Genomic DNA, 15,489 nt, shown 5'->3' on the forward strand with positions numbered 1-15,489 from the left:
GCCGTTAAGGCCACCTTACGGGCGTCTGACGCCCGTAAGGTGGCCTTAACGGCACGTGAGTCCAGTGTGGACAGAGGACTCAGGCGGTGGCCTTGCGGATGAGGTCCGCGGCCTTTTCCGCGACCGCGATGGTCGGGGCGTTGGTGTTGCCGCGCGGGATCACCGGCATCACCGAGGCGTCGGCGACACGCAGGCCGCCGACGCCGCCGACACGCAGCTCGGTGTCGACCACCGAGCCGATCGCGCAGGTGCCCACCGGGTGGTAGATCGAGTGCGTGAAGCGGCGGATGTAGTCGGTCAGGTCCGCGTCCGAGTCGGAGGCGGGCGGCCGGTACGGGGCCGAGGCGTAGTCCCGCAGCGCGTTCTGGCGGGAGATGTCGAGCCCGATCCGCAGCGCGGCGACAGCGTCCGCGAGATCCTCCGGCTCGGCGAAGAAGTTGTGCTGGATACGCGGTTTCGTCGTCGGGTCGTCGGAGGCGATGGTCACCGCGCCGCGGCTGCGCGGCGTGAGCATCGACGGGCCGAAGGTCAGCGCGTGCGCCGTCGGCATGGCGAGCCCGCTGTCGATGAACATCACCGGCGCGGACAGGTACTCGACGTCCGGGGCGGGCAGCTCCGGCTTGGTGCGAACGAAACCGCCGGTTTCGGGGCCGTTGCAGGTCAGCGGTCCGCGACCCTCGGCCATGAACTGCTCGAAGTTCTCCGGCGCGCCGGCGGCGAGCATGCTCACCGGGTGCTCGTGCGGGAACACCAGCGGGATCAGCGCGTGGTCCTGGAGGTTCTGGCCGACCAGCGGCTGGTCGACGACCACCGGCACGCCCAGCGGGCCGAGCAGCGCGGCGGGCCCGATGCCCGAGTGCATCAGCAGCTGCGGCGAGTTGTAGGCACCGGCCGCGAGGATGACTTCGCGTTCGGCGCGGATCGTGATCTCCTCGTCGAGCCGCTGCCCGGTCACGCCGACGGCCCATTCGTTCTCGATCAGCACCCGGTGCACCGCGAAGTTGGTCTCGACCGTGAGGTTCGGCCTGCCCAGCGCCGGGTGCAGGAACGCGGTGGCGGTGCTCGCGCGGCGCCCGTCCTTCTGGGTCAGCTGGAAGTAGCCGAAGCCGTCCTGCGAAGCGCCGTTGAAGTCGTCGTTCGCCGCGAAGCCCGCTTCCACAGCGGCGTCGACGAACGCGGTGGACATCGGGTTGCGCGAACGGTTCTCCGACACCGTGAGCGGGCCGCCGGTGCCGTGGAACTCGGATTCGCCGCGTTCGTTGTCCTCGGAGCGCTTGAAATAGGGGAGCAGGTCGTCGAACGTCCAGCCCGGCTGGTCCCAGCCGTCGTAGTCGAGCCGGTTGCCGCGGATGTAGATCTGGGTGTTGATCGAGCTCGTCCCGCCCAGCACGCGGCCACGCGGCAGGTAGATCCGGCGGCGGTCGAGGAACGGCTCGTCGTGGGTGTCGTAGTCCCAGTCCAGGTTGGTGCGGAACAGCTTCGAGAACGCCGCCGGCACGTGGATGTTCGGTGAGGTGTCGGCCGGCCCCGCCTCGATGAGGCAGACCTTCACTTCCGGGTCTTCGCTCAGCCTGGCGGCAAGCGCGCAGCCCGCCGAGCCCGCCCCGACGATCACGTAGTCGTACATCTGCTCCTCCTCGAATGCGCTTTCCTCAGCAGAATAGGAGCGGCGGGCAATTCTCTCCCACTCCTGTGTTGCACAGTCTGCGCACGATGCAAGACGAATTCGGGCATCGCGGCACATAGCGTGTGCTGCATCGAGGGATTCACCTGTCGTACTGGGGAGTGATCATGACACAGACGCCGGAACGGATACGGCCACTACCGCCACCGGAGAAGCCCGCGCGAAGGCGATGGTTCCGGCCGGGAATGATCCTGCTCGGCCTCCTGATCGCGGCATTCATGATCCTGTATCTACCGCGTTATCTGACCTTGGATCCCGCGCAGTCCCTGATTCCGGTCAACGAGGGTTTCCGCCTGCACTATCCGTTGCTGATCGCGCACATCGCGACCGGCACGATCGCGCTCGTGACCGTCTGCCTGCAGGTGTCCTCGTGGCTGCGGCGGCGCCACCCCCGCGTGCACCGGCTCAGCGGGCGGCTGTACGTCTTCGCGGGCATCGGGCCGTCCGCGGTGCTTTCCCTGGCCGTCATGCCGTTCGGCATCCTGACCGGGCTCAGCGCGGTCGGCTCGTCGCTGTGGGCGGTGCTGACGCTCGGCGTGACCACCGCGGGCTACCTCGCGGCACGGCAGCGGCGCTGGGCCCGGCACCGCATGTTCATGCTCTACAGTTTCGGCCTCGCGACGAGCATCCTCACCGGACGGGCATTGTTCACCGGCGCCTGGTACGCCGTGGCACCGATTTTCCCCGATTCCGAAACGACCGTGCTGGCCATCGCCCAGTTCGCCGGTTTCTGGCTGAACTGGATCGTCAATATCGTGGTGGTCGCCTGGTGGCTCCGCCGTTCCGGCAGAAAGGCGGGGCTGCCCGGCTGAATCGCACCCAGTACCACCACCAGGCGCCGCCGGAGGAATGTTCTCCGGCGGCGCTTGGCGGCGGAAAAAAGAAAACGGTCACCCCCCAACCGTGTTCAGGAGAAACCCGATGAGGAAATTCCGGAAAACCGCCATCGCCGCCGTCGTGCTCGGCGCGACCGGGCTGCTCGCCGCACCGGCGCAGGCCGGTTCCGCGACCCAGCACCGCGATCCGCTCGCCACCTGCCGCGCCCAGTTCGACGCGGTCAATCGCGCCTACAACGCCGCCTTCGACGCCCGTGACGCCGACCGGTTCGCCGAGTTCTTCCTCGAGGACGCCACGAAGGTCGACCCCGACGGCACGGTGCAGTACGGCAAGCAGGCGATCAGGGAGCTGTTCCGCGGCCTGTTCGCGATGCACTTCACCTCGTCGTTCCCGATCGCCAAGGAGGTCGTCGACTGCGGCACCGCGTTCGTCCTCACGAACGCGACCCTGACCTTCCCCGAGGACAAGTTCCAGGAGAAGTTCATCAGCTCGCAGACCTATACCAGGGACCAGTGGGGCCGCTGGCGCGTGCTGGTGACCATCAGCGCCGGGCTCGTCCACACCGACCTTCCCTGACGCCGCAAGAGAAAGGGGCTCCCACACCGCGTGGGAGCCCCTTTCTCCGCGTGAAGAGGTCAGGCGACCTCGGCCGCCGCCGTCTCGGTTTCCGGCGCCGCCGACGGTTCGGGCGACGGCTCCGGTGCGCCGACCCGCCGGAGCAGGGACGCCGCGAGCACCGCGAGCACGACACCGATCCCGGCGCACACCAGCGCGACCGTGGTGAGGCCGCTGGTGAACGCGGCCCGCGCGGCGGTGAGCACGGCGCTCCCGCCGTCGGTGACCGCCGAAAGCGCGCCCGCGAGGGTGTCCTTGGCCGCATCAGGGGCGCTCTGCGGCAACGTGTCCGCGATCTCGCCGCGGTAGACGGCGGTGCCGACCGCGCCGAGGATGCCGACGCCCAGCGCCACGCCCAGCTCGCTGCTCGTCTCGGACATCGAGGCCGCCGAACCGGCCTTCTCCTCCGGTGCCGCGCCGATGATCAGCTCGGTGCCGAGCGAGGCCATCGGCCCGAACCCGAAGAACACCAGCGTCATCCCGATGACCAGGGTGGCCAGGCCCGATTCGCTGGTCACCTGGGTCAGCACCAGCGCGCCGATCGTGAGGATCACCGCGCCCGCACAGACGATGTAGCCGGGACGAATCCGCTGGGCCAGCGAAGGCGCGTACATCGCGCTCACGACGGTGGCGAGCGCGGACGGTACCGCCCAGAGCCCGGCCTGCAACGGCGAAAGGTTCTCCACCATCTGCAGGAACTGGTTGGCGAACAGCCCCACCCCGCCCATCACGGCCGGGCCGAGCAGCAGCGCGCCGAGCGCGCCGGAGAACGCGGGGAACCGGAACAGGCCGACGTCGACGTGCGGGTTCGCGAGTTTCCGTTGCCGCAGCACGAAAACCACCCCGACGACGAGACCGGCGCCGACGATCGCGAGCGGGAGCACGCCGGCGCCGTCGTGCGCGATCTCCTTGATGCCGTAGATGATCGGCAGGATCGTGGCCAGCGAAAGCGCCACACTGACCAGGTCGAGCTTGCCGCCGTTGGGGTCGCGGTACTCGGGCAGCAGCCGTGGCGCGGCCACCACCAGCACGATCATCACCGGGACGCCCAGCAGGAACACCGAACCCCACCAGAACCACTGCAGCAGCACCCCGCCGACCACCGGGCCGAGCGCGGTGCCCGCCATGAAGCAGCTCATCCACACGCCGATGGCCTTGCCGCGTTCGCCCTCGTTGGTGAACATCGTGCTGATCAAGGCCAAAGTGGACGGTGCCAGCGTCGCACCCGCGATGCCGAGCAACGCCCTGGCGATGATCAGCGTCTCCGCCGATGGCGCGAAGGCGGCGAGCACCGAGGCGACGCCGAACGCGGTGGCGCCGATCATCAGCAGCCTGCGCCTGCCTATCCGGTCGCCGAGCGTGCCCATGGTGACCAGGAACCCCGCGGTCATGAAGGCGTAGATGTCCATGATCCACAGGGTCTGGGTGCTGCTGGGGTGCAGATCCTCGCTCAGTTTCGGCAGCGCGAGGTAGAGCACGCCGAGGTCGATCGCGAGCAGCAGGGTCGGCAGTGCCAGTACCGCCAGACCCAGCCATTCGCGCCGGCCTGCGGTCGCGGCGTCCGGACTCATCACGGTTCCTTTCTGTCGGAGCGTTTTCTAGCTGTTCCGGCGGTGCTGCGCGGTGAGCCGCTCCAGCTGGGGAACGATCTCGTTGGGGCTGGGCACCCCGGCCTGGTCGATGCGCAGGCGCTCGGCGGCACGCGCGTAGGACGGGTCGGAGAGCACTTTGGACAGATCGGCGCGGAGCTTTTCCGGCGTCAGCTGGTCGGAGTCGCCGACGTAGATGCCCGCGCCGCGCTCCTCCAGCATGTTCGCCTGGGAAACCGGCGCCCACCACTTCTCGTGCCAGTAGGTGCCGGGCACGATGAGCTGCGGTACCCCGTACTCGATCGCCGTGCCGAACGTGCCGGTGCCGCCGTGGTGCACGATCGCCGAGCAGGTCGCCAGCAGCGGGCCGAGCGGCACGAACTCGACCGGGCGGACGTTGTCCGGCAGCCGCGTCAGCGAGGCGAGCTGCTTGGCGCTGAAGGTCGCGACCACCTCGACGTCGAGGTCCGACACGGCTTCCAGCAGATCGGCGGTGGAGGCCTCGATTCCGTGCGATTCGCGGTGGGAGAAACCGAGGGTGAGGCAGACCCGTTTGCGTGTCAGCGGTTCGTTGACCCAGCTGGGCACGATCGCCGGGCCGTTGAAGACCACCTGCCGCACCGGCACGTAGTGCACACCCGTGCCCCGCGGGTGGAACAGCGACTGCGGCGCGGGATCGATGGTCCACTGGCCGAGCGCGATCTCGTCGTCGTAGGAATGGCCGTGGCGCTCGAGTTTCGGGCCGAGCCAGGTCTTCATCGGATCGGTGAGGCCCTCCGCGTCCCGCTTCTCGACGAACTTGGCGTGCACCTGGGCCATCGCGTCCACGCCCCACAGCAGGCGGGCGTGCGCGGCACCGGTGACGCGCGCCGCGATCGGGCCGGCGAACGCGAGGGTGTTCCAGATGATCAGGTCCGGTTTCCAGGCCTTGGCGTAGTCGATGAGCCCCTCGAACATTCCTTCCGGGGTGAGCATCGGGAAGAAGTCCTCGGCGAGATGGACGAACTCGCCGGGCGGGTCCTCCCAGCCGTAGTTGGACTGGTGCGGCTTGACCCGGTTGTGCGGGTCGGCGTCCGACGCGGTCTTCTGCGGGGGTTCGGCCTCGGCCAGGTCCTCCTTGAGATTCGGCATCAGTTCGCCGATCGGCGCGGCGGCCAGCCCGATCGCGGCGACGTCCTCGGCGAGATCGGGCGGGACGGCGACGCGCACGTCGTGCCCGGCCGTGCGCATCGCCCATGCCAGCGGCGTCAGGATGTAGACCTGCGACTTGTTGAGGCAGGTGACGAACAGGACGCGCATGACAGTCCTCCCATGGATGCTTCTGGTGCATCTGTCAGGGTTTCAGCCCATTCGCGCGACCCGCATCTCGCTGCCTGCTCAGTCGAGGTAGGACCGTAGAAGAGTGGCGATTTCCTTCGGCTTGGCGAGCGCGGCACAGTGGCACGCCGCGATCTCGTCCGGGGTGATGTCCAGGCGTTCCTTGACCAGGCGCCGGAAGAACTCCGGTGGGAAGAACCGGTCTTCGGTGCACAGCACGAACTTCGTCGGGATGTCCGGCCACTGCTCCAGCGGCCACGGTTCGTCCATCGCCGCCTCGGACTGCCTGCGTTCCTTGCTCATCGCCTGTTCGGCGAGTTTGCGGGGAACCCCGTTGTAGAAGCTGACGAACGGGTCCCCGTTGCCGGTGAGGCCGCCATCGCGCTCGGCCGCCTCCTGCGAGGCCGGGCCGTAGCCGGTGTTGCCCCACCAGTCGTTCGTCGTCTCGCCGGGAGCCGGGATCATGCCGGCGAGCAGCACCAGCACCTTGGCGGAAAGCCGCTCCGCCACCAGCGGTGCGACGATGCCGCCGAACGAATGCCCGACCACCACGATGTCCTCGCGGTCTCCGGCAGCGGTCACAACGGCCTCGGTGTACTCGGCCAAACCCGCCGAGTCGTCTTCGATGGGCAGGTCGGGTGCCACCGTGTCGTGCCCGTCCCTGCGCAGTTCCGCTTCGAGCAGATGCCAGGCCCAGCCGACATCACCGGCGCCGTGGATCAACACAAATGTGGTCATCTTCTCTGCTTTTCCTTCAGTCGGTTACTCAACGTGACCGACCCACCATAGCGCGGCTTTGGTGAAGTTCGTCCCGAAAACATCCTTTCCCGCACCGGCTCCGCATTTTCGAAGATGTCCGCCCGCGGGCGGCGAGCACACCCTTCTGGAGTGACGGTTCCCTTTCTCGACCTGCGCGCGCCCTATCTCGAACTACGCGAGGAAATCGACGAGGCGGTGGGGAGGGTGTTGCGGTCCGGCTGGTATCTGCTCGGGCCGGAGGTGGAGGCGTTCGAAGCCGAGTTCGCCGCCTACTGCGGCGCGGCGCAGTGCGTCACGGTCGGCAGTGGGGGTGACGCGCTCGCGCTGATCCTGCGGGCTCTCGGCATCGGGGCCGGGGACGAGGTGATCGTGCCCGCGCACACGTTCATCGCCACCTGGCTGGCCGTTTCGGACACCGGCGCCACGCCGGTGGCGGTCGAGCCGGACCCGGCGACGTTCACCATGGACCCCGCGCGGATCGAAGCCGCCATCACTCCGCGCACGCAGGCGATCCTGCCCGTGCACCTGTACGGCCATCCCGCCGACCTCGACGCCGTGCGGGCCATCGCGGATCGGCACGGGCTGGCGGTCGTCGAAGACGCGGCACAGTCGCCGTGCGCCGTCCACAATGGACGTCGTATCGGTGCGGCACCGTCCACTGTGGCCTTCAGTTTCTATCCGGGTAAGAATCTCGGCGCATTGGGCGACAGCGGCGCGGTGGTCACCTCGGACCGGCAGCTCGCCGACAAGGTCCGTCTGCTGCGCAACTACGGCTCGCGGGTCAAGTACCAGCACGAGGTGCTCGGGACCAACTCCCGCACCGACGAACTCCAGGCCGCGGTGCTACGGGTCAAGCTGTCCAGGCTCGACGAGTGGAACGCGCGGCGGGCCCGGGTCGCGGATCGTTATCTGGCCGGGCTCAAGGGCTTGGACCTGGAATTGCCGGGTGTCGCGGAATGGGCCGAGCACGCGTGGCATCTGTTCGTCGTGCGCGCGACGGACCGGGACGTGCTCGCCGCGCGGCTGGGGGAGGCCGGGGTCGGCACGCTCGTCCACTATCCGGTCGCGGTGCACGCCTCGCCCGCCTACCAGCCGCTCGGCCTGGGGCCGTTCCCGCTTTCCGAGCGGCTGGCCGACGAGGTGCTGAGCCTGCCGATCGGCCCGCATCTCACCGACGACCAGGTCGGCGCCGTGATCTCAGCTGTGCGGGACGCTGTATGAGAGCGTGTACCGGACCACCCCGTCGTCGGTGGTGGTGACCTTGCCGGAGCCGGTGGCGCCGATCAGCTCGCCGGTTCCGGTGCCGGGGACGATGTTCCAGTCGACCTCGATCGGCCCGGCCGGGCCCCGGGTGCCGGACCCCTCGGTCATGAAGGTGCCCTGTTTCCCGCCGAGGCTGCCGACGACCCGCGCCATCACTCGGAACGGGCCGACGCCGCTTGGATCGATGCGCTGGATGTAGACGTGATAGCCGGTTCCGTTCATCTCGCCGGTGTAATGGAATTCGGTGATGGTGTACAGCAGCTTGATTCCGCCGGGATCTTCGGGGCCCAGTTCGTTGTCGGTGTAGCTGATCGTTTCGATGGTGCCCTCGGCGTAGCGCGATTCCACGGAATCACTCCATTCCTTCGCGAGACGGTGAGAAGAACCCATCGCCCTGACGGCCGAGCGGAGTCAGGTCCAGGTAATTGAACGTGCCGTTGAGCAGGTCCGTGCCGCGGGCATAGGTCGAATAGGTGTGGTAGACGCGTCCTTCGCGCTGGAGGAACACGCTCAGCCCGTGCCAGTCGCGCTGTTCTCCCAGCATCCAGCCCAGGCCGGCCTCTTCGAGTTCTTCGGCGGTGCGGTAGTTGTACTCGACGGGCACGACGTCGGCGTCCAGTGTCACGTGGAAGTCGTAGTTGAAGTCGCTGCCCTCGCTGGAATACCAGGGGAAGGCCCAGCCCATGCGTTGGTGCACAGGGGTGATCTCGGCCAGGGGCGCACGCGACACCGCGGCGAAGGTCGTCTCACGATCATGAAGATGGGCGAGGTGGCCGACATTGTCGGACAACATCGTGCAGCCGGGACACAGATGGTGCGATCCGGGCTGCAGCATGAAGTGATAGACGATGAGCTGCCTGCGCCCCTCGAACATGTCGCCGAGCGAGAGTTTTCCGTCCGGCCCGTCGAAAACGTAGTCCTTCTCGATCTCGACCATCGGCAGGGCGCGGCGCTCGGCGTTTACCCGATCCCGTTCGCGGCTCAGTTCCTTTTCGCTCTCGAGAAGTTTCTTACGAGCTGCCGTGAACTCTTCCCGGGACACGACTTTGGGGAAATCCATCTCTCTCCTCGTGTAGTACTCAGACGCCACTGCGCGTCCGCTCCACTGGTTCGGTCTTGGCACGCCGGTGGGGAGCGAGCAGCGTGACCGTGACGGCGATACCGATGAGCGCGAAAAGGACCACGACGCCGAAGCCCGCTCGCAGCCCCTCGGTGATGGCCACCTTGGGCTCCGCCGCGATCGCGAAGGACGTGCTGACCGAGGTGACGATCGCGACGCCGATCGCGCCGCCGATCTGGAAGGCGGCGGTGTTGATCCCGGAGGCGAGCCCCGATTCCTCCGGCGCCACCGAGCTGAGCGCGGCGATCGACGACGCCACGAAGCAGGCACCCAGGCCGGGCCCGAAGACCACCAGTGCGAAGAACAGGTCCAGCCAGTAGTCGCCGTTCGCGGAGATCGTCGTCAGCAGCAGGCAGCCGGTGCCGATCAGGAGCAGCCCGGCGATGGCGACCGTCCGGACGCCGAACCGCGCCACCATGGACTGGCCGAGTGCCGAGCCGCCGATGTTGACCACCGTCATGGGCAGGAAACCGAGGCCGAACGCGACGGCCGAGTAGCCGAGCACCTGTTGGCCGTACAGGGAAGTGCCGAGCGCCATGCCGAACGCCGACGCGCCGAGCAACGCCATCACGAGGTTGCCGCCGACCAGGCCGCGGGAGCGGAAGATCCGCAACGGCACGAGCGGCGCGGCCGAGCGCCGTTCGACGAGGACGAAGATCCCGGTCAGGACGACGGCACCGGCGAGCATGCCGATCGTCAGCGGATCCGCCCAGCCTCGCCGGGGTGCCTCGGCGATGGCGAAGACGGCCGCGACGAGCGCCACGGTGATCGTCAGCGCGCCGACCGGGTCGAAACTCCGCGCACCCGCCGCCGGCCTGCTTTCCCGCAGTACCACCGGACTCAACGTCAGCAGGACGGCGGCCACCGGGATGTTGATGTAGAAGATCCACGGCCAGCCGAGGAACTCGGTGATCGGGCCGCCGATCAGCAGCGCGGCGGTCGCGCCGAAGCCCATCGTGCCCGACCAGAACGCGAGCGCCTTGTTGCGCTCGGCGGGCTCGGTGAAGGTCGTCATCAGGATCGACAACGCGCTCGGCGCCATCAGCGCCGCGGACATGCCCTGCACGACGCGCGCGGCGAGCAGCACGCCCGGACTCCAGGCCAGCCCGCACAGCAGGGAACTCACCAGGAACAGGAACGTGCCGATCATGAACACCCGGCGCGCGCCGAGCAGGTCCGCCGAACGGCCGCCGAGCAGCAGCAGGCCGCCGAAGCTGAGCAGGTACCCGCTGAGCACCCATTGCATGCCGTCGCTGGAAAGCCCGAGGTCCGTCTTCATCGACGGCAGCGCCAGGGTCACGATCTGCGAGTCCAGCGTGATGAACAGGCTGGCGACGCACAACACCGCGAGGGCTTTCCAGCGACGTGGGTCGGGCCCGGTTTCGGACATCGGAGCGGCCTCCCGTTCGATCGAGCGACGAATCAGGTCTGGTGCGGGTGCGTCATGGTGCTCACCACGCCACCGCGGGCGAGTACATGTCCCACCACTGCGCGAGGTCCAGGGCTCGTTCCAGCGCGGAGCGCGACGCATAGGTGGCTTGGGGTGCCTGCTCGTACACGCAGTTCTTCAACCAGTCGTAGCTGAGCAGGTCGAACACCGGGTGGGCGGGCGTGGCCAGCAGCTCGCGGGCGGCCGTCCGCAACGCGGCGGCGTAGCGCGGGTCCTGTGTGGACGGATACGGTGCCTTCGCCCGCCGCAGCACCGACTGCGGGAGCAGATCCGCGGTCGCGGCGCGCAGCAGGCTTTTTTCCTTGCCGTCGAAGGTCTTCAGCGACCACGGGGCGTTGTAGACGTACTCGACGAGCCGGTGGTCGCAGAACGGCACGCGGACCTCGAGGCCGGTGGCCATGCTGGTGCGGTCCTTGCGATCCAGCAGCACGCGCACCCAGCGGGTCAGGTGCAGATGGCTGATCTTGCGCTGCCGCCACTCGAATTCGCTTTCGCCGTCGAGCCGTTCGATCCCGGCCACCGCGCTCGCGTAGTTGTCGCCGAGATAGCGGTCGAGATCGAGGATCTTCCGCGCGGCCGGGGTGAGGATCTGCGTGTCGTCGCCGAAGTACTCGCCCCAGCGCACCAGCCAGGGGAACATGTCCGCCCGCTGCACCACCGGATCGGAGAACCACAGGTATCCGCCGAACACCTCGTCCGCCGATTCCCCGGAGAGTGCGACGGTGGAATGCCGCCGGATCTCGCGGAACAACAGGTAGAGCGAGGTGTCGATGTCCCCGTTTCCGGCGGGCATGTCCCTGGCGCGCAGGACCGCGGCCCGGATGCCCGGATCGCCGTGCGCGGCGGCGTCGACCACGATGTCCTGATGGTCCGAGCCGACCCACTGGGCCACTTCGTGTGCGAAGGGAGTGTCGGCGTCGGGCCGGATCACGTCCGCGACGAAGTCGTCGGTACGTCCCTCGAAGTCCACCGAGAAACTGCGGACGGTCTCACCCGTCGCGGCGAGTTGCCTGGCCGCGATCGCGGTCATCGCGGACGAATCGAGGCCACCGGAAAGCAGCGCGCACCGGGGCACGTCGGAGATGAGCTGGCGGCGCACGATGTCTTCGAGCAGTTCCCGGACCCGCGCGACCGTACTGTCCCGGTCGTCGGTGTGCTCCTGGGTGCGCAGGCTCCAGTAGGTGTGCTCGCGGATCCCGGCGGGGCCGACCGTGACCACGGTGCCCGGCTTCACCTCCCGCATTCCGCGCCAGAAGGCGTCGCCGGGGGTTTTGACGAACGCGAACAGCTCGCGGATGCCGTCGGTGTCCACGACGCGTTCGGCGAGCGGGTTCGCCAGGATCGCCTTGGGCTCGGAGCCGAACAGCACGCCGTCCGGGGTGGGGTAGTAGTAGAGCGGCTTGACGCCCATCCGGTCGCGGATCAGGACGAGCTTGCGCTCGGCCGCGTCCCAGATGGCGAAGGCGTACATCCCGTTGAGCCGTTCCGCGCACGCCTCGCCCCATTCGAGATAGGCGCGCAGTACGACCTCGGTGTCGGATCTCGTGGTGAACCGGTGGCCACGCGCGCGCAGCTCGTCGCGGAGTTCGACGAAGTTGTAGGCCTCGCCCGAGTACACCATCACGACCTTGCCGCGCGGCGGCTCCGCGCTGATCGGCTGCTGCCCACCGGGCAGGTCGATGATCGCCAGCCGGCGGTGGCCGAGGGCGGCGTGCTCATCGGCCCAGGTGCCCCGCTCGTCCGGACCACGCTCGGCCATCGAATCGGTCATCGCGTCGAGGACGGCCTGCTCCCGGCGCAGATCTCGGTCGAACGAAACCCAGCCGGCGATTCCGCACATGACGGTGCCTCCCCTCGTCGACGGCGGGTCCGGCCCGGGGACGGGCCGGCACCGTGTCCACCGTGGCGGCCTGGTGCGGAGATGGCATCTCCCGGCGTGCGGTTTTCGGTGCGGACCGTTACTTGAGGACGCCCACGAACAGGCCGCGTCCCTGCGGGCCGCCCTCGACGTATTCGACCGCGAAACCTGCCTGCTCGAAAGCGGATTCGTGCTCTCGCTGAGTGAACAGCGACACGAGGATGCTCTCGGTGAAGTGGCGGAGGCCTTCGAGCGGGCTCGCGACCGTGAAATGGATGTGGACGCGGCTCTTGTCGCCTTCCCGCGAGGAATGTGAAACGCGCGAAATGGTCCTGCCACCGGTTTCGACGATGTCGCCGGTGACATAGCCTTCGAGGAAGGTCGACGGGAACCACCACGGTTCGACGACCACCACGCCGCCGGGTTCGAGGTGCGCGGCGAACCGTTCCAGCGCGGTGGCGAGCTCCGCGGGCGTGTCGAGATGTCCGACCGAGCTGAACATGCAGGTGATCGCGTCGAAGCGGGTGCCGAGGTCGAAGGTGCGCATGTCGCCCTGGGTAAGGGAAAGCTCCGGTGACCGGGCCCGGCCGACGGCGATCATGTCCGCGGAGAGTTCGACTCCCGCGACCCGCGCGAAGTGCTCACGGAAACTGCGCAGGTGCTCGCCGGTGCCGCAGGCGACGTCGAGCAGGCTCGCCGCGCCCGGCTTGTGCTGCCGGATCAGTGCGCTGACCTCGGCCGCCTCCGCCCGGTAATCCCGCCCGCGTCCGCGGTAGACGGGATCCCAGACCTCGGCGACATCGATGTCGTACATCTCCACACTCCCGTTCCGCGGTGATCGTCCGTACCCCAGATTACCGGCGGGTGGATGAATTTCCTCTCTTTTGCTGCCTTTGTCCGAATCTGTGGCACGTCACGAGAAATGCCGGACCGGAGCGCTGGTAAGGGCAGTTATGGAGAAGTTGAGTTCTCCGGAACTGACTACCGTGGTGCGCGGTTGGCAAGCAGGGAGGCCGAAAAGATGCTGCAAATCCGTCTGGTTCAGCAAGGTGCCTGGGACATGCCGGTCGACTCGATGCCGTTGGCCGTCGGCTATCTCAAGGCGGTGATCGACGCCGATCGCAGCCTGGACGGTGAGGCCGTCGCGGAGATCTGCAACTTCCGTGGTGGGCAGAAATTGCAGGAGATGGCGATGGCACTGTTCGGCGGTGAGATTCCCGACGTGCTCGCGTTCTCCGTGCTCGGCTGGAACTACCGCAGCTTCGGGGCGCTCGCCGAGACCTTCAAGCAGATCAACCCGCGCGGGCTCGTCGTGTTCGGCGGGACCCACGTGGCGTACCAGTCCGAGCGGGTCTTCCGGGAGATGCCGTGGATCGACGTGGTCGTCAACGGCGAGGGTGAGCACTGCTTCCACGAGCTGACGCACTATCTGCTCGAACACCGCGGTGAGGACTTCGACCCGGTGGACATCAAAGGGGTGTCGTACCGCCGTCCGGACGGGACACTCCACAGCGCGCCCGACCGGGATCGCATCAACGATCTCGACGTCATCCCGTCGCCGTTCCTCACCGGGGCGATCCCGATGGCCGACGGCGCCGGCAACTTCCGGTATGACGTCGCGCTGATGGAGACCAACCGCGGCTGCCCGTACAAGTGCTCGTTCTGCTACTGGGGCGGCGCCGTCGGGCAGAAGATGCGGTCGTTCTCCACCGAGCGCCTCGCCGAGGAGGTCGACCTCTTCGGCTTCCACAAGGCACCGTCCCTTGTGCTCTGCGACTCGAACTTCGGCCTGCTCGAAGCGGACGAGGAGTTCGTCGAGCTGGTCATCAAGACGCGCGAGAAGTACGGCTACCCCGAGGCGCTGATCACCAGCTGGGCCAAGAACAAGTCGGCACGGTTCTTCAACATCGTGCGCAGGCTGAAGGAACACGGCCTGCAGAGCCTGTTCACGCTCGCGCTGCAGACGCTCGACGACGCCGCGCTGACCAACATGCTCCGCAAGAACATGAAGGTCAACCAGTGGGAAAGCCTGGTCGACTGGCTGGCAGAGGAAGGCCTCGAATGCTACGGCGAGCTGATCTGGGGCGCGCCGGGCGAGACGCCGGAGTCGTTCTTCGCGGGGTATGACAGGCTCGCGAAGAAGGTCTCGCGCATCGCGGTGTACCCGATGCTGCTGCTGCCCAACACGTCCTATGTGGAGCAACGCGAGGTGCACGGCTTCGTCACCATCCGCGGCGAGGACGACGACTTCGAGTACGTGCTGGCGAACCGGACGTCTACGCTGGCGGAGAACCTGGAGATGCAGCGGTTCGTCTTCTGGGCGCGGGTGCTCGGCGAGCAGCAGTTCCTGCGGCACGTGTGGCAGCCGCTGTCCGACCTCGCGGGAGTGACCCAGTCGCAGGCGATTCGCAGTGTCAAGGAATACTTCGAACGGTCGTCGGACCCGGCCGCGGTCGCCTTCCTGAGCAAGATCCCGGTACTCGCCGAGTCGCCCGCGATCGCCGAGGCGCTGCGGTCCCTGCACAGCCAGCCCGAACTCCAGGACCTGGTGCGCGAGTGGTGGCAGGAGGTCGCGGTGCCGCTGTTCCCGGCTCAGTGGCGGAAGTTCGCCTCCGCGCTGTACGACTTCGAGTCGTGGTCGAGGCAGGTCTACGTGATCCCCGGCGGGGATCTCCCGAAGGGCTGGTACCTCTCGGAGCGGGACGGCGCCGAGTGGTACCAGAGCGACCTGGTCTCCCTGCCCTACGACATGCCCGCCGCGCTGGAGAACTGGGAGACGACGCTCGCCGACGGCCCGGCCGAGGCGGAGACGAGTTTCGTCTTCGACGCCAGGCCGGGATACTACCACAACCTGGACAACTACGAGATCGCCGCGCAGCACCTCGCGACGCCCCGCAAGACGGACGCGATCGACCTCCTCAAACGCGCAAGCTGAGCCAGACGCGGCGTCGCCGTCTTGTCGCGAACGCTCCGTTGGGGACGTTGATCGTCCCGAAC

At 67.9% G+C, this 15,489-nt stretch carries 13 protein-coding genes; 4 read left to right on the top strand and 9 right to left on the bottom strand.

The genetic code is table 11. From position 1 onward, the window contains the following. Nucleotides 1–79: 79 nt before the first annotated feature. On the bottom strand, nucleotides 80–1,627 hold the full coding sequence (locus tag ACFW0G_RS44225; protein ID WP_378331573.1) for a GMC family oxidoreductase: 1,548 nt from the start codon (nucleotides 1,625–1,627) through the stop codon (nucleotides 80–82). A 164-nt stretch (nucleotides 1,628–1,791) separates the two neighbouring features. Between ACFW0G_RS44225 and ACFW0G_RS44230 the strand changes: the two genes are divergently transcribed. Together ACFW0G_RS44230 and ACFW0G_RS44235 are read left to right on the top strand one after the other, a co-directional pair. Then, a complete protein-coding gene (locus ACFW0G_RS44230) occupies nucleotides 1,792–2,496 on the top strand; it encodes a DUF2306 domain-containing protein (RefSeq protein WP_378331574.1) in 705 nt (234 codons plus the stop codon). 109 nt (nucleotides 2,497–2,605) lie between these two features. Further along, nucleotides 2,606–3,097 (top strand): YybH family protein, encoded by a 492-nt coding sequence (locus tag ACFW0G_RS44235; RefSeq protein WP_378331575.1) that lies wholly within the window; start codon nucleotides 2,606–2,608, stop codon nucleotides 3,095–3,097. Between the two features lie 59 nt (nucleotides 3,098–3,156). On the opposite strand, the gene ACFW0G_RS44240 is transcribed toward ACFW0G_RS44235, so the two are convergent. The 3 genes from ACFW0G_RS44240 to ACFW0G_RS44250 all read right to left on the bottom strand — a co-directional run bounded on the left by ACFW0G_RS44240 (nucleotide 3,157) and on the right by ACFW0G_RS44250 (nucleotide 6,780). Beyond that, nucleotides 3,157–4,707: an MFS transporter gene (locus ACFW0G_RS44240; RefSeq protein ID WP_378331576.1), complete on the bottom strand. Its 1,551-nt coding sequence runs from the start codon at nucleotides 4,705–4,707 to the stop codon at nucleotides 3,157–3,159. Between the two features lie 27 nt (nucleotides 4,708–4,734). Continuing rightward, on the bottom strand, nucleotides 4,735–6,024 hold the full coding sequence (locus tag ACFW0G_RS44245; RefSeq protein WP_378331577.1) for an activator-dependent family glycosyltransferase: 1,290 nt from the start codon (nucleotides 6,022–6,024) through the stop codon (nucleotides 4,735–4,737). A gap of 78 nt (nucleotides 6,025–6,102) precedes the next feature. Continuing rightward, on the bottom strand, nucleotides 6,103–6,780 hold the full coding sequence (locus ACFW0G_RS44250; RefSeq protein ID WP_378331578.1) for an alpha/beta fold hydrolase: 678 nt from the start codon (nucleotides 6,778–6,780) through the stop codon (nucleotides 6,103–6,105). 150 nt (nucleotides 6,781–6,930) lie between these two features. Here ACFW0G_RS44250 and ACFW0G_RS44255 point away from each other — a divergent pair, with 150 nt between their 5' ends. Then, nucleotides 6,931–8,022 carry a DegT/DnrJ/EryC1/StrS family aminotransferase gene (locus ACFW0G_RS44255; RefSeq protein WP_378331579.1) on the top strand — a complete coding sequence of 364 codons (1,092 nt, stop codon included), beginning with the start codon at nucleotides 6,931–6,933 and terminating at the stop codon, nucleotides 8,020–8,022. On the opposite strand, the gene ACFW0G_RS44260 is transcribed toward ACFW0G_RS44255, so the two are convergent. The 5 genes from ACFW0G_RS44260 to ACFW0G_RS44280 form a co-directional block, all read right to left on the bottom strand. Continuing rightward, nucleotides 7,999–8,412: a DUF3224 domain-containing protein gene (locus tag ACFW0G_RS44260; protein WP_378331580.1), complete on the bottom strand. Its 414-nt coding sequence runs from the start codon at nucleotides 8,410–8,412 to the stop codon at nucleotides 7,999–8,001. The two genes, ACFW0G_RS44255 and ACFW0G_RS44260, sit on opposite strands and share 24 nt — an antisense overlap. Before the next feature lie 4 nt (nucleotides 8,413–8,416). Then, the gene (locus ACFW0G_RS44265) at nucleotides 8,417–9,124 is read right to left on the bottom strand and encodes a DUF899 domain-containing protein (RefSeq protein WP_378331582.1); all 708 of its coding nucleotides are present in this window, start codon (nucleotides 9,122–9,124) and stop codon (nucleotides 8,417–8,419) included. A gap of 19 nt (nucleotides 9,125–9,143) precedes the next feature. Continuing rightward, the gene (locus ACFW0G_RS44270; RefSeq protein ID WP_378331583.1) at nucleotides 9,144–10,574 is read right to left on the bottom strand and encodes an MFS transporter; all 1,431 of its coding nucleotides are present in this window, start codon (nucleotides 10,572–10,574) and stop codon (nucleotides 9,144–9,146) included. Between the two features lie 61 nt (nucleotides 10,575–10,635). Continuing rightward, nucleotides 10,636–12,474 carry an asparagine synthase (glutamine-hydrolyzing) gene (asnB, locus tag ACFW0G_RS44275; protein WP_378331584.1) on the bottom strand — a complete coding sequence of 613 codons (1,839 nt, stop codon included), beginning with the start codon at nucleotides 12,472–12,474 and terminating at the stop codon, nucleotides 10,636–10,638. A gap of 118 nt (nucleotides 12,475–12,592) precedes the next feature. Further along, nucleotides 12,593–13,306, bottom strand: a complete 714-nt coding sequence (locus tag ACFW0G_RS44280; protein WP_378331585.1) for a class I SAM-dependent methyltransferase — start codon at nucleotides 13,304–13,306, stop codon at nucleotides 12,593–12,595. 207 nt (nucleotides 13,307–13,513) lie between these two features. Between ACFW0G_RS44280 and ACFW0G_RS44285 the strand changes: the two genes are divergently transcribed. After that, a complete protein-coding gene (locus tag ACFW0G_RS44285) occupies nucleotides 13,514–15,427 on the top strand; it encodes a KedN5 family methylcobalamin-dependent radical SAM C-methyltransferase (protein WP_378331586.1) in 1,914 nt (637 codons plus the stop codon). Nucleotides 15,428–15,489: the final 62 nt, after the last annotated feature.

This window comes from Amycolatopsis sp. NPDC058986 (assembly GCF_042741125.1).
Lineage (GTDB): Bacteria > Actinomycetota > Actinomycetes > Mycobacteriales > Pseudonocardiaceae > Amycolatopsis.